12 protein-coding genes are annotated in these 15,010 nt (G+C 35.3%); 10 read left to right on the forward strand and 2 right to left on the reverse strand.

The genetic code is table 11. The features are described from left to right. Positions 1 to 14: 14 nt before the first annotated feature. From NSQ40_RS03030 to NSQ40_RS03055, 6 genes are all read left to right on the forward strand, one after another. A complete protein-coding gene (locus tag NSQ40_RS03030; RefSeq protein ID WP_033795868.1) occupies positions 15 to 1,886 on the forward strand; it encodes a glycerophosphoryl diester phosphodiesterase membrane domain-containing protein in 1,872 nt (623 codons plus the stop codon). Positions 1,887 to 2,436: 550 nt separating this feature from the next. After that, positions 2,437 to 3,570, forward strand: a complete 1,134-nt coding sequence (gene ald / locus NSQ40_RS03035) for an alanine dehydrogenase (protein ID WP_003194943.1) — start codon at positions 2,437 to 2,439, stop codon at positions 3,568 to 3,570. A gap of 104 nt (positions 3,571 to 3,674) precedes the next feature. Continuing rightward, positions 3,675 to 5,090 carry an amino acid permease gene (locus NSQ40_RS03040; RefSeq protein WP_097786923.1) on the forward strand — a complete coding sequence of 472 codons (1,416 nt, stop codon included), beginning with the start codon at positions 3,675 to 3,677 and terminating at the stop codon, positions 5,088 to 5,090. Positions 5,091 to 5,212: 122 nt separating this feature from the next. After that, the gene (locus NSQ40_RS03045; RefSeq protein WP_003205860.1) at positions 5,213 to 5,776 is read left to right on the forward strand and encodes a class I SAM-dependent methyltransferase; all 564 of its coding nucleotides are present in this window, start codon (positions 5,213 to 5,215) and stop codon (positions 5,774 to 5,776) included. Positions 5,777 to 5,999: 223 nt separating this feature from the next. After that, positions 6,000 to 6,377, forward strand: a complete 378-nt coding sequence (locus NSQ40_RS03050; RefSeq protein ID WP_003195140.1) for an ArsR/SmtB family transcription factor — start codon at positions 6,000 to 6,002, stop codon at positions 6,375 to 6,377. Between the two features lie 27 nt (positions 6,378 to 6,404). Further along, entirely contained in the window at positions 6,405 to 8,771 is a 2,367-nt protein-coding gene (locus NSQ40_RS03055) for a heavy metal translocating P-type ATPase (RefSeq protein ID WP_097786925.1), read from the forward strand. Positions 8,772 to 8,942: 171 nt separating this feature from the next. Here NSQ40_RS03055 and NSQ40_RS03060 read toward each other — a convergent pair whose 3' ends face one another. Continuing rightward, complete coding sequence (locus tag NSQ40_RS03060; protein WP_003195138.1) at positions 8,943 to 10,406, reverse strand: nicotinate phosphoribosyltransferase; 1,464 nt, start codon at positions 10,404 to 10,406, stop codon at positions 8,943 to 8,945. A 265-nt stretch (positions 10,407 to 10,671) separates the two neighbouring features. Here NSQ40_RS03060 and NSQ40_RS03065 point away from each other — a divergent pair, with 265 nt between their 5' ends. The 3 genes from NSQ40_RS03065 (at position 10,672) to NSQ40_RS03075 (ending at position 13,953) form a co-directional block, all read left to right on the forward strand. Continuing rightward, the gene (locus NSQ40_RS03065; RefSeq protein WP_003195137.1) at positions 10,672 to 11,949 is read left to right on the forward strand and encodes a helix-turn-helix domain-containing protein; all 1,278 of its coding nucleotides are present in this window, start codon (positions 10,672 to 10,674) and stop codon (positions 11,947 to 11,949) included. After that, positions 11,946 to 12,074 (forward strand): NprX family peptide pheromone, encoded by a 129-nt coding sequence (locus NSQ40_RS03070; protein ID WP_018765584.1) that lies wholly within the window; start codon positions 11,946 to 11,948, stop codon positions 12,072 to 12,074. Before NSQ40_RS03065 ends, NSQ40_RS03070 begins: the two co-directional genes overlap by 4 nt. 178 nt (positions 12,075 to 12,252) lie before the next feature. Next, on the forward strand, positions 12,253 to 13,953 hold the full coding sequence (locus tag NSQ40_RS03075; RefSeq protein WP_258248434.1) for a M4 family metallopeptidase: 1,701 nt from the start codon (positions 12,253 to 12,255) through the stop codon (positions 13,951 to 13,953). A gap of 46 nt (positions 13,954 to 13,999) precedes the next feature. Here the strand turns inward: NSQ40_RS03075 and NSQ40_RS03080 are convergent, their stop codons facing one another. Next, positions 14,000 to 14,548: a TVP38/TMEM64 family protein gene (locus NSQ40_RS03080; RefSeq protein WP_006093499.1), complete on the reverse strand. Its 549-nt coding sequence runs from the start codon at positions 14,546 to 14,548 to the stop codon at positions 14,000 to 14,002. A 155-nt stretch (positions 14,549 to 14,703) separates the two neighbouring features. On the opposite strand from NSQ40_RS03080, the gene NSQ40_RS03085 reads away from it, so the two are divergent. Then, entirely contained in the window at positions 14,704 to 15,006 is a 303-nt protein-coding gene (locus tag NSQ40_RS03085) for a metal-sensing transcriptional repressor (RefSeq protein ID WP_003195132.1), read from the forward strand. Positions 15,007 to 15,010: the final 4 nt, after the last annotated feature.

Below are 15,010 nucleotides of genomic sequence, written 5' to 3' on the forward strand. Positions count from 1 at the left end.
ATTTGGAGGAATTTATGCTACACCGTAAAAGACTATCTATACCAGGAGTCATGAAACATTCCTTTCAAACAGTACAATTTGCTTTTTGGAATGTGTTGGCGTTTCAGCTTGTTTATAAACTATTAGCAGCCATTGTATTTATACCGTTATTCGGTATGATTTTTAATAAGTTGTTGTATTGGGGCGGCTATGCAAATGCGACAAACGATGAATTGCTAGCTTTTTTGAAAACTCCATATGGTATCGCAGCTATTTTCATTTTATCGATATTGGCACTTTTTCTCATTTTTACGGAATTTGCGGTACTTATCATTATTTCGTATTTTGCACATAAACGACAAAGGGTAAAATTGCGTCCGATTCTGTATAAAACGGTAACGTATTTACCTTCTCTTTTCACATATTGTTTACCAGGATTTATTTTGTATGCGGTAATCTTGTTACCTCTTTTAAGCGTCGGTTATAAATCTGCACTAATCCCTGAAATTCAAATTCCTAATTTTATTACAGGGGAATTGTTTAAAACGACAATGGGGCAAGTAGGGTATTATACCTTTTTTGCTGTAGTTGCGTATTTAAATTTGAGATGGATTTTTGTTTTTCCTATTATTGTTTTAGAAGAAAAACCATTTCGCACAGCTGCACGTAAGAGTGCAAAGTTGGTAAAAGAAAGCTTTTTTAAAGTCTTATTCTTTTTAGTCGGACTTTTTATCTCGATAGGGATTATGTTCGTTTTATTTATGGGTCTGTACTTATTACTTTTATGGTGTGTGTATGAATTTACGAATCCAAAAGGAACATTTGCTTTATTAGCGGAATCTACCCTATCTGTATTTTTGACGAGTACATTATATTTATTTAGTTTTATTGTAACGCCGTTTTATATTATGGCATTGACAAGACTTTATTTACAAAAGGTTCCAGTTGAAGATGTTTTATTAGAAGAAGGCTTGGATTATTCTAAAACAAAAGCAGATAAATGTTTTTTTAAAAAGCATCGTTTGAAGTTTATTGGTGTATATATTGTTGGTATTTTCACCGTGGGCGTGGTTGTTGCTTTTATTGTGACGTTTATTACGAATTCATATAAAGAACCCGTTATTATGGCGCATCGTGGATATGTTTCCAAAGGAGTAGAGAATACGAAAGAGGCCTTGCAAGGTGCGATTGATGCAAAAGCAGAGTATGCTGAAATTGATGTGTTGCAAACAAAAGATGGTGAATTGGCAGTGATACATGATTTGAACTTAAAGCGTCTTGCGAATGCCAATGTACAAGTATCGGATTTGACGATGGATGAGCTTCGAAAGCTTACTCTTCATCAAGATGGATTCACGGGAAGAATTAGTACACTTGATGAGATGATTAAGCTTGCGAAAAACAAGATAAAACTCAATATAGAAGTGAAATTGCACGGAAATGAAAAAGATTTTGTAAAGAAAGTATTGAAAACAATAAAGGAAAATGACTTTGAAAAACAATGTGTCATTCAAACATTGCATTATCCGCTCATTAAAGAATTTAAACGTGCAAATCCAAACATAAAGGTAGGATATATTTTATATGCAAGTAGAGCAAATTTAAAATACCTTCAAGCAGATTTTTATGTTGCAGAAGAATATATGTTAAATAAAAGCTTAGTAAAAGCAGCACGAAAGTTAAATAAGTCAATTTATGTATGGACTGTAAATGATATGGAAAGCTTTAAAAAATATTATAAGCTTAATGTCGATGGGATTGTTACAGACTACCCTGTGGATGCACAAGAAACCGTTAAAATGATGAAAGAGCAAGAAGAAAGTGAAACAGATGTGTTTGATAAGATTACAGAAACAACGGAAGATTTATTTTCAAAGTTATTCATAGGTTATCCAGCTGCCGGTTAAATATCGGTAGCTGTTTTTATTATATAAGTACAAATTGAAAAACCGGCATAAAATCTAATTTTCAGGTGGGAGAGAGCATCCGGCCATGTATAGAAGCGGTCAGAGTCTTTTTTAGCCCCATGCCAAGAACAACCGAGTGTAAAGTCACCTTCTTCTCTTCATAGCAGTCATTTATATGTTGAAAAATTAAAATGGATTTATATAAAAAAGAATATACTTCTAAAATGTTACAGGGGATTTTAATTGCATATGTATGCGATTTGTATTGTTTTTTCACATTGTTATATTATTGTCGAATAATAAAAGGATAACGTTGGATTGCAAAGGTTATAATAAAAAGAGAGTGATAGATAAACGGAATATGAGAAATTCCCCTGAAAAATAAAGTTCTTTATATTTACACTATTCAAAATATAAAAACTTTTAAAATCTAGTATGTTAGCGTTTTCATAACTTTTAAGTTATGCTAGAATAAGGACATAAGTTATTAATTATTAAAAAAAGAAAAAAGAATTCTTTTTTTCTGTTAATTATAAGGGGGCATTTCATTATGCGTATTGGGGTACCAACAGAAATTAAAAACAACGAAAACCGTGTGGCAATGACACCAGCTGGTGTTGTACATTTAGTTCGTAACAATCACGAAGTATTCATTCAAAAGGGTGCAGGTATAGGATCTGGTTTTACAGATGCTGAGTACGTTGAAGCAGGTGCAAAAATCGTTGATACAGCTGAAGAAGCTTGGAACATGGATATGGTAATGAAAGTTAAGGAACCAATTGAAAGCGAATACAAGCACTTTAGCGAAGGTTTAATCTTATTCACATACTTACACTTAGCTCCAGAACCAGAATTAACAAAAGCATTAATTGAAAAGAAAGTTGTTTCAATCGCTTATGAAACAGTACAATTAGAAAACCGTTCTTTACCATTACTTGCACCTATGAGTGAAGTAGCTGGTCGTATGTCTGCACAAATTGGTGCACAATTCCTTGAGAAAAACAAAGGCGGCAAAGGTATCTTACTTGCAGGCGTTCCAGGAGTAAAACGTGGTAAAGTAACAATTATCGGTGGTGGACAAGCTGGTACAAATGCTGCTAAAATTGCAGTTGGACTAGGTGCGGATGTAACAATCATCGACTTAAGTGCAGAACGTCTTCGTCAATTAGATGACATTTTCGGTAACCAAGTGAAAACTCTAATGTCTAACCCTTACAACATCGCAGAAGCTGTAAAAGAGTCTGATCTTGTAATCGGTGCGGTATTAATTCCAGGTGCAAAAGCGCCAAAACTTGTAACAGAAGAAATGATTAAATCAATGGAACCAGGTTCTGTTGTAGTAGATATCGCAATTGACCAAGGTGGTATTTTCGAGACAACTGATCGTATTACAACTCATGATAACCCAACTTATGAAAAACACGGCGTTGTTCATTATGCAGTTGCAAACATGCCAGGTGCGGTTCCACGTACATCAACTCTTGCATTAACAAACGTAACAGTACCATACGCAGTACAAATTGCAAACAAAGGCTACAAAGAAGCTTGCCTAGGCAACTCTGCATTATTAAAAGGTATTAATACATTAGCTGGTTATGTAACATTCGAAGCAGTTGCAGAAGCTCACGGTGTAGAATACAAAGGTGCAAAAGAATTATTAGAAGCAGAAACTGTATCTTGCTAATTGAAGCATAATACAAACTAAAAATCGAACAATATTTAATACAACATGATAAGAGCTAAGAGAGAAGACCTCTTAGCTCTTCTTAGTCAAAGGGGGCATACATCGTGGCCAACCTATTTAAAAAGAAATCCGTTACGCAACTGTTAGGGGAAAGTCAAAGTAAAACTTTGACGAAAACACTAGGGGCATTTGACCTAACAATGCTAGGGATTGGTGCGATAATCGGTACAGGAGTTCTTGTATTAACTGGATTAGTGGCAGCAAGAGATGCTGGTCCAGCAGTTATTTTTTCATTTATGATTGCAGCAATTGTTTGTGGATTTGCAGCATTATGTTATGCGGAAGTTGCTTCGACACTTCCTGTTTCAGGTAGTGTATACACATATTCTTATGCAACAATTGGTGAGTTTGTAGCCCATTTAATGGGATGGACGTTACTATCTGTATATGTTGTAACAACAGCGGCCGTAGCTGGCGGATGGACAGGTTACTTCCATAACCTGATAAGTGGATTTGGATTGGAAATTCCAAAAGCGCTGTTAACGATTCCATCTCAAGGTGGTATTGTGAACTTGCCAGCAGTAATCATCACGCTCGTATTAACATGGTTGTTATCCCGTGGTACGAAAGAGAGTAAGCGTGTAAATAACGCAATGGTATTAATTAAAATTGCTATTGTTGTCTTATTTATTGCAGTTGGTGTATTCTACGTAAAACCAGAAAACTGGGTACCATTTACACCGTACGGTTTAAGTGGAGTCTTTGCCGGAGGAGCAGCAGTATTCTTTGCTTTCCTAGGTTTTGATGCATTAGCAACTTCAGCAGAAGAAGTAAAAAATCCACAGCGTGACCTTCCAATTGGTATCATTGCTTCGTTAGTTATTTGTACGATCATTTATGTTGCAGTTTGTCTTGTTATGACTGGTATGGTTTCTTATAAAGAATTAGATGTACCAGAAGCAATGGCTTATGTACTAGAAGTTGTCGGACAAGATAAAGTAGCTGGTGTAATTGCTATTGGAGCTGTAATTGGTATTATGGCTGTAATTTTTGCTTATATTTACGCAACAACACGTGTATTCTTTGCAATGAGTCGTGACGGTTTATTGCCAGAATCTTTTGCGAAAATTAACAAGAAGACAGAAGCACCAACATTTTCAACTTGGTTAACAGGGATTGGTAGTGCTTTAATTGCTGGATTTATCGATTTAAAAGAATTGTCGAATTTAGCGAATATTGGGGCGCTATTAACGTTTGCGATGGTTGGTGTATCTGTTATCATTCTTCGTAAAACACATCCGAATTTAAAGCGCGGATTTATGGTACCACTTGTACCAATTTTACCAATCATTTCAATCGCATGTTGTCTATTCTTAATGTTCAATCTACCATTAACAACATGGATGTACTTCGGTGCTTGGTTAGCAATTGGAGTAGTTGTATACTTTGTTTATTCGAAAAAACATAGTCATTTAAAAGAAGATACAAGTTCGCAAGATAGCTTAGAAAAAGCTAATTAAGGGGATATAATAAATTGTAAGCCTTGTGTGCCTAGGGAGCGCGCAAGGTTTTTTCTTTTGGTCAAAGGAGGAAAAAATAGTATCTTGTAGAATTTATATGTTGAAATATTCAAAGGGGTGAAATGATGGTTGTAAAAGACGAATTAAAAATTGTTGTTGGTGCAGGAGAAATTAACAATAACCCAGGATGGTTACATACAAATGAAGATGAATTGAATTTATTAAAAAGAGAAGATTGGATAAAAAGGTTTGATAGTAACTCTTTAGAGGTAATTTTAGCGGAGCATGTATGGGAGCATTTATCATATGAGGAAGGTGTAGAAGCAGCGAAAGTGTGTTATGAATTTTTAAAGAACGGTGGTTATATTCGCTGTGCGGTTCCGGATAGCTTTTTCCCGGATGAAGAATATCAAGAAGGGGTACAAGTTGGGGGACCTGGACCACTAGATCATCCAGCGGCGAGCCATAAAATTGTTCACAATTATAAAACGATAATATCCATGTTTGAGAGCGCAGGATTTCAGGTGAAGCTTTTGGAGTATTGTGATGAGAGCGGAGAGTTTCATTATAATGATTGGGATGAAAAAGAAGGATTTATTTATCGGTCTAAACGCTTTGATCATAGAAATCAGGATGGAAAGTTAGGGTTTGTTTCTTTAATTGTTGATGCAGTGAAAGGTGAATAAATGAAGAAAAAAGGATGTACGAAAGGATAGAAACTTTCGTACATCCTTTTTGTATGAAGAATATAACGGATGTGGAAAATAAGTGATATGTTTTTAAATTTGAACAAAATGTTCGGAAAATTTGTTGCGGATTTTATTGACACATATGAATGGGCGCTCATATAATGAAAGTATAAGATATATGAATGGTTGTTCATATGTTCAAATGAAGAGGTGAGCTATAATGGCTGAAAATAAAGTAGAAACATGTCAAGAAGCATGTTCTCAAACAATTATCCATGGAGAAGTTGTTGATCAAGTGAAACAAACGATTCCAGCTGACGAAAGTTTAAGTAAAGTGGCAGAATTATTTAAAGTATTAGGTGACCGTACGCGTACCCGCATTTTACACGCATTATTTGAAGCAGAAATGTGCGTATGTGACTTAGCGTATTTACTCGGCATGACACAATCATCTATTTCTCATCAGTTGCGTGTTTTAAAGCAAGCAAAACTTGTGAAAAACCGTAAAGAAGGAAAGGTTGTGTATTATTCATTAGCTGACCATCACGTAATTCATATCTTTGAGCAAGCATTTGAACACGTAAATGAGGAAGAATAGAAAATAAAAGCACAAGGAGGGAGAAAGATGGCAGAAGCACTAGTGAAACGAAAACTTGTGTTAGAAGGATTAGATTGTGCGAACTGTGCGATGAAAATTGAAAAAGGGGTCGGAGGATTAGAAGGTGTCTCCTCTTGTTCCGTGAACTTCGCAACTAAGACAATGACTTTAGAAACAGAACAAAATAAAGAAAATAATGTTGTTGCTGAAGCGAAACAGCTTGTTACGAAATTAGAACCGCACATTCAAGTAAAGGATGAACAGAAAACAAAAGTTGTAAAAGAAGTATTTGTATTAGAAGGGCTAGATTGTGCAAATTGTGCAATGAAGATTGAAACAAAGGTAAAAGAGATGCCTACGGTTTCAGCGGCCGCTGTTGACTTTGTATCGAAGAAATTAAAAATAGAAGTGGCAAATAAAAAAGAGCTTGAAACGACAGTACAAGATATTAAAAGTATTGTTCATAAATTAGAGCCAGATGTAAAAGTTGTCCGTGAAGAAAAAACAGGTCATGATCATGGACATAGTCACGATCACGGTGAAGGAAATGTGAAGAAAATGCTATGGCGCTTAGCGATTGGTGGTGTTTTAACAGGAGTCGCTGCACTTGCAGGATTACCACAAATGATAATAATTCCACTTTTCGTTATCGCATATTTACTCATTGGTGGAGATATTGTTTGGCGAGCTGTGAGAAACATAACACGCGGGCAAGTATTTGATGAAAACTTTCTAATGGCAATCGCTACACTTGGAGCATTTGCAATCGGGCAATATCCAGAGGCTGTCGCAGTTATGCTGTTTTATCAAGTAGGTGAGTTATTCCAGAGTATTGCGGTGAATCGTTCTCGAAAATCGATTACTTCATTAATGGATATTCGTCCTGATTATGCAAACGTTAAAGTTGGCAATGAAACAAAACAAGTCTCACCGGAAGATGTACAAATTGGAGATTATATCATTGTTAAACCAGGTGAGAAAGTACCATTAGATGGGAAAGTAGTTGAAGGAACATCAATGGTAGATACTTCAGCATTAACAGGTGAATCTGTACCGCGTGAAGTAGAAGTTGGGAAAGATGTATTAAGTGGTTTTGTGAACCAAAATGGTGTGTTAACAATTGAAGTAACAAAAGAATTTGGTGAATCAACTGTATCGAAAATTTTAGATTTAGTACAAAACGCAAGTAGCCGAAAAGCACCAACAGAAAACTTTATTACGAAATTTGCGCGTTACTATACTCCGGTCGTAGTTATTACAGCAGCGGCATTAGCGTTTATTCCACCTCTTATTTTAGAAGGGGCTACATTCTCTGATTGGATTTATCGTGCATTAGTGTTTCTTGTTATTTCTTGTCCATGTGCATTAGTGGTATCTATTCCACTTGGATTCTTTGGCGGTATTGGTGGAGCCTCTAAAAACGGTATTTTAATCAAAGGAAGTAACTATTTAGAAGCACTGAATGATGTGAAACATATCGTCTTTGACAAAACAGGAACATTAACAAAAGGTGTATTCAAGGTAACGAAGATGGAGCCAAATGGAGCAACTACAAAAGAAGAACTCCTTGAATATGCTGCATTTGCGGAAGTTTATTCAAATCATCCAATTGCACAATCTATTCGAAGTGCATATGGAAAATCAATTGATGAAAATATGATTGAGGATTATAGTGAAATTTCCGGTCATGGTACAGTTGTAAAAGTACAAGGTAAAGAAATTTTTGCGGGCAATGCAAAATTAATGAAAAAAGAAAATATTACATTTGAACAGCCGCAAACAGTGGGCACGCTTGTTCACGTTGCTGTAGACGGTGCATACGCTGGTTATATTGTCATCTCAGATGAAGTAAAAGAGGACTCAAAACAAGCAATTCAAAAGTTGAAAGAACTTGGTATTAAGAAAACGGTAATGTTAACAGGTGATGCGAAATTAGTTGGAGAAGCTGTTGGTAAGGAGCTTGGCTTAGATGAGGTTCACGCTGAATTATTGCCACAACAAAAAGTAGAAGAAATTGAAAAAATTGATAGTGCAAAACAAGCGAAAGAAAAAGTTGCGTTCGTTGGTGATGGTATTAATGATACACCAGTATTAGCGAGAGCAGACGTCGGGATTGCGATGGGTGGATTAGGATCTGATGCAGCAATCGAGGCGGCGGATATTGTAATCATGACAGATGAACCTTCTAAAATCGCAACGGCTGTCAAAATTGCCAAACGTACACGGAACATTGTATGGCAAAATATTATCTTTGCACTTGGTGTGAAAGGACTGGTCTTATTACTTGGTGCATTTGGAATTGCAACAATGTGGGAAGCTGTTTTCTCAGATGTGGGCGTTACGCTACTTGCTGTATTGAATGCGATGCGTGTGCTTAGAGTGAAAGATTTGTAAAATAAAGTGAAACTTTAATCAGTGGGGGATATCTCCCACTGATTATTAGCCCTCACGAATCGGGCTTTTACGGGCAATTTATCTCCCAGCTAACTTCTTTTGCTGAACTTTGAGGTGGGATATTACTGCCCGTAAATAGCGGGGTAAAAAGAGAAGCGAAGGCTTCTCTTTTTATTTTTGTATATTTTTTGCAACCTGATCCCGTACGGTTTGAATGTAATTCATTTTATGATCCCAGCATTCTTGGCTTAAATCTACAGGATATTCTTCGGGATTTAGTGTTCTCATATATTCTTCCCAAAATAGTGCTAAGCTGTTTTCTGTGTATTTTTGAATGTCTAATATGTTAGGTAATTCATATGTTCTTTTACCATTTGTGAAAATGTTATGATGAAGCTCGCGTGCTTCAAAGTTTGTCACGAATTTACTGATGTACGTATGGACAGGATGGAACATTTTTAAACGTTCTTCCTGCTCAGGTTCTTCTGATTCTAAAGCGATATAATCACCTTCTGCATGATTGTTAACGCGATTAATGATTCGATAAATTCGTTTTAATCCTGGCGTTGTAATCTTTTCAGGATTAGAAGAGATTTTAATCGTATCATTTAATGTGCCATTCGCATCCTCAATCGCAACTAACTTATAAACAGCTCCTAAGGCAGGTTGCTCAAATGATGTAATTAATTTTGTTCCGACGCCCCATACATCAATTTTTGCCCCTTGTGATTTTAAATGCATAATTGTATATTCATCTAAATCACTAGAAGCGATGATTTTTGTATTTGTAAATCCAGCTGCATCAAGTAGTTTTCGTGCCTCTTTTGATAAATAAGCCATATCGCCGCTATCAAGACGAATACCATAAAAATCAATGCGGTCACCAAATTCTTTCGCGATGCGAATGGCATTTGGTACACCAGATTTTAATGTGTCGTATGTATCGACAAGAAAAACACATTTTTTATGTGTTTCAGCATACTTTTTAAATGCAATATATTCATCACGGTATGCTTGGACAAAGGAATGAGCATGCGTACCAGCAACTGGAATACCAAATCGTTTTCCAGCACGGACATTGCTTGTAGAAGAAAATCCACCGATAAAGGCTGCGCGTGTACCCCAAAGGGCCGCATCAAATTCATGAGCACGGCGTGTACCAAATTCTAATAGTTCATCATTGTTCGCTGCATGTTTCATGCGAGCTGCTTTTGTAGCGATTAATGTTTGGTAATTCACAATGTTTAACAAGGCGGTTTCAATAATTTGAGCTTCACCAAGCGGTGCGTCAACGCGCAATAATGGCTCGTTATTAAAAACAACTTCTCCTTCTTGCATACTACGAATTGTCCCGGTAAACCTCATGTTTTGTAAATACTGTAGAAACTCTTCTTCAAATTGTAGCTCTTTTAAATAAGTGATATCACTTTCGGTAAAACGAAAATTCTCTATGTATTCTATAATTTTTTCAAGACCAGCAAAAATGGCATAACCATTTTTAAATGGAAGCTTTCGGAAATATAAATCAAAAACAGAGCGGCGATTATGAATGCCGTCTTTCCAATATGTATAAGTCATGTTGATTTGATATAAATCTGTATGTAAGGCGTAACTATCATCTTTATAATGATTCATTGTGAAAACACCTCCGTAATTTGGTTATATTATATCGTTTTTTCTAGTTTATGCCAAAGAATCCATTTCTAATAAGAAAGAGTGATTTTAATGTTTGGTAATATAGGTGATATAACATGTTTTTAGCATGAAATTTAGCTACTTCAATTGGAATAAAACAAATTTATCGAAAAAACTTTTAGAAAATTTACATTTATCAATTTATATTTTTGGCATTTTTATGTATTATTAAAGTAGTGGGGGTAAATGAGAATGGAGGAGGACAATGCAACAAACTTTAGAAAAAATCGGCAAACAAGTTTTTTATAAGCGGCTGCAGCAAAAAATGACACAAGAAGAATTATGTCAGGGCATTTGTTCCGTCTCATATTTAAGTAAGATTGAAAATGGAAAAATAGAAGCATCGGAGGAAATCTTGCAGTTGCTCTGCGCGAGGTTAGAGATTGCCGTGTCGGATTTGAGAGATGTAGAAGAAGAAGTGAAAGAGAAATTAGATGATTGGTTAAATGCATTAGTTCATTTGGACAAGCAACAGGTTGAACGCATATATAACGAATTACAGTCTGAAATGAAAAATGTCTTAGATTTTGAAATTATAAATTATTATAATCTGCTGTATACACGTTATTTGATTATGAAAAGAGATCTTCCTGCGCTTGAAGAAGAACTAGAGAAATTAAAGAAGATGTATAAGAAGTATTCTCCGTTTCAGAAGTTGCTGTATACGTATAGTAGGGCTTTATTATATTGCATGCAATATAAATATAAACAGGCATTAGAGCATTTGTTAAAAACAGAGTCTATGGCGAAAGAACAAGGTTATTATGAAACGGGGATATATTATAATTTAGCACTTACGTATAGTCAGATGGAAATCGATCATATGACATTGTACTTTGCGAATGTTGCGTTAGAAGGTTTTCGAAATGAATATAAGTTTCGGCATGTAATCAACTGTCAACTTTTAATCGCTTTCAGTTATATACGAAAAAAACAGTATAGTGAAGCTATGGGAATTTATAATCATATTTTAAGAGAGGCTGATTCTTTTGCGGATAAAGATAATATCATGTCAATTGCCTTGAATAATATGGGGTACTTATATTATCGTCAAAATAATTATGAAAAAGCAAAAGAATATTATTTGGAGGGTCTACAGTATAAAAAAGAAGAAGATTTAAATTATATTGATGCTATGTATGAGATTTCTTTGCAATGTATTCAGTTAAAAGAATTTGAAGAAGCGAGAGGTTGGATTGAAAAAGGAATTTCTGCTGCAAGAAAAGATGACAGATATAAAAGTATGTTGCACTTATTAGTAATTCTTCAATATAAGTATTATGGAAAAAAAGAGGTATATAAGAAGTTTTTAGAAATAGAAGCAGTGCCTTTCTTTAAGGGTGAAAAAAATATGAAAGATTTAAAGAAGGTATACTTAGAATTAGCGGAATACTTTGAAGAATCATCGGAATTTCAAGAAAGTAATCGATATTATAAATTAGCAATTATGTTGTTAGAAGAAGAAGGAGGGGTTATAGTATGAAAAAGATAATCTTAGGAACCTTTGTAATTATAACGGTTTTAGCGGTAGCATTCGATGTGCAGTGTGCTTGGAAACCAGATAACTATGGTCAAGAAACGAATGCAGCAGAAACAGTAAATGTATAATAAATTACCAAAAAAGGCCCTTTCCAAACGGAAAGGGCCTTTCTCAATAATTGTTCGCCAAAATTCTACAAAACTTGAGAAAAGATTTTTTTGAATTTTCAGTATATCAATATTGGAAACCTAATGCTAATATAAAATTACTCTTTTTCAAAAAATTTTTTATTAGGGGGAAGGTTATATGAAAAAGAAGAGTTTAGCATTTGTATTAGCGGCAGGAATGGCAGTTACAACATTTGGAGGGACAAGTTCTGCATTTGCAGATTCAAAGAATGTGCTCTCTACGAAAAAGTACAATGAAGCAGTACAGTCACCTGAGTTTATCTCTGGAGATTTGACTGGAGCAACTGGAAAGAAAGCGGAATCTGTTGTATTTGATTATCTAAATGCAGCAAAAGGAGAGTATAAGTTAGGGGAAAAGAGTGCAGAGGATTCTTTCAAAGTGAAACAAGTGAAAAAAGATTCTGTAACTGATGCAACAGTGGTACGTATGCAACAAGTATATGAAGGTACACCAGTATGGGGGTCTACTCAACTAGCTCATGTTAGTAAAGATGGTTCATTGAAAGTTTTATCTGGAACAGTTGTACCTGATTTAGATAAAAAGGAAAAATTAAAAAATAAAAATAAGATTGAAGGCAAAAAAGCAATTGCAATTGCACAGCAAGACTTAGGATTAACTCCAAAATATGAGGTAGAGCCATCAGCAGATTTATATGTATATCAAAATGGTGAGGACACAACTTATGCATATGTTGTGAAATTAAACTTCTTAGAGCCAAAACCAGGAAACTATTATTATTTCATTGAGGCAGAAAGCGGTAAAGTATTAAATAAATACAATACAATTGATCATGTGAATGGTGAAAATCAAGCACCACTTAAGCAAGAAAATGCTAAACAGGAAGGTAAAGCAGTTGTAAAACCTGTTACAGGGACAAATAAAGTTGGAACGGGTAAAGGTGTACTAGGAGATACAAAATCTATTAATACAACACTATCTGGATCTACTTATTATTTACAAGATAATACACGTGGAGCGACGATTTTCACATATGATGCGAAAAATCGCTCTACATTGCCAGGGACATTATGGACAGATACAGATAATGTTTTCAATGCAAGCCGTGATGCAGCTGCAGTAGATGCTCATTATTATGCGGGTGTAACATATGATTATTATAAAAATACGTTTAATCGAAACTCCGTTAATGATGCAGGGGCGCCGTTAAAATCAACGGTCCACTACGGAAGTAATTACAATAATGCTTTCTGGGACGGTTCACAAATGGTATATGGGGACGGGGATGGTTATACATTTACTTCATTATCAGGTGGATTAGATGTAATTGGGCATGAATTAACGCATGCTGTTACAGAAAATAGTTCGAATTTAATTTATCAAAATGAGTCAGGTGCGTTAAATGAAGCGATTTCTGATGTTTTTGGTACATTAGTAGAATACTATGATAATCGTAATCCAGATTGGGAAATTGGTGAGGATATTTATACGCCTGGCAAATCGGGAGATGCGCTTCGCTCTATGAGTGATCCAGTGAAATATGACGATCCAGATCATTATTCTAAACGTTATACTGGTTCAAGTGATAACGGTGGTGTTCATACGAACAGTGGTATTATTAATAAAGCGGCTTACTTACTAGCGAATGGTGGTACGCATTACGGTGTAACAGTAAATGGCATTGGTAAAGATAAAGTAGGCGCAATCTATTATCGTGCAAATACACAATATTTCACTGAATCTACTACGTTTAGTCAAGCGCGTGCTGGCTTAGTACAAGCAGCTGCGGATTTATATGGTGCGAACTCTGCTGAAGTTACAGCGGTGAAGCAGTCATATGATGCAGTTGGTGTAAAATAGGGTTCATTCTTCTTTAGAAAAAATAAAAAGGAGCAGATGCTCCTTTTTATTTTTTCTTCCACTTCTTCCATATATATAATACTCCGATGCAACCGGCAATCGTGATAATCCACTTTGCTTCACTTGTTCCGTTCATGACATGGTATGCAGAATACACTTCAATGAGTAATGCCGGTATTTTTCCTAGTGTACTTGCAATACTGAAAGAGAATAACGATATTGTTCCTAATGCTGCAAATAAGGTGATAATGCTTGACGGAATAAATGGAACAAGCCGAAATGATAGAACGAGTAAAAATGCCTCTTTACCTTGTACATAAAGAAGGCGTTCTACTTTTGGATAATTGTTTAATTTGTTATGAGTCAATTTTTGAAAACCTAGTCGATAGAAATAAAATGAGACAATTGCTCCCAATGCTTCGCCTGCGATTGAAATAATTGTTCCATCTGTTAAACCGAAAAGTTGTATGTTGATGGCTGTTAAAAATATGCTTGGAATAAATCCTGCCAAGCTGATGATGATATTGAATAGAATACTGAGTGGAATTGCAATCGTGTGATGCTCTGTGAGTAAATTGTGAATCATTTCTTGCATATAGTTATAGTCCTTTGTCTTTTTTAGCATTACACCATATTTGGTCAATATAGGCAAGTGTGGATTTTAATTAAAAAATATAAATTTTCACAGTTAAAAACTTGCAACATTATACCCCTTACGGGTATAATGTATATAAAGGGTGGGGTATACAGATGAACCATTGTTCAAATCAAGAAAAGATGGTTCCGCGAACGGACGAAGAGATCGAGAAGGTTGTAAAACGCTTAAAAAGGATTGAAGGTCAAGTGAGCGGTATACAAAAAATGATTGAAGAAAATCGTTATTGTGTAGATGTATTGATTCAAATTTCTGCGGTGCAAGCAGCGTTAAATAAGGTCGGTTTTTCATTGTTAGAGCGACATACAAATCATTGTGTCGCTAAAGCGATTCAAGAAGGTAATGGAGATGAGTCTATTCAAGAGTTAATGAAAGTCATCAAACAGTTCTCAAAATAGAAAG

The sequence above is a fragment of the Bacillus sp. FSL K6-6038 genome, assembly GCF_038050455.1.
Taxonomy (GTDB): domain Bacteria; phylum Bacillota; class Bacilli; order Bacillales; family Bacillaceae_G; genus Bacillus_A; species Bacillus_A pseudomycoides.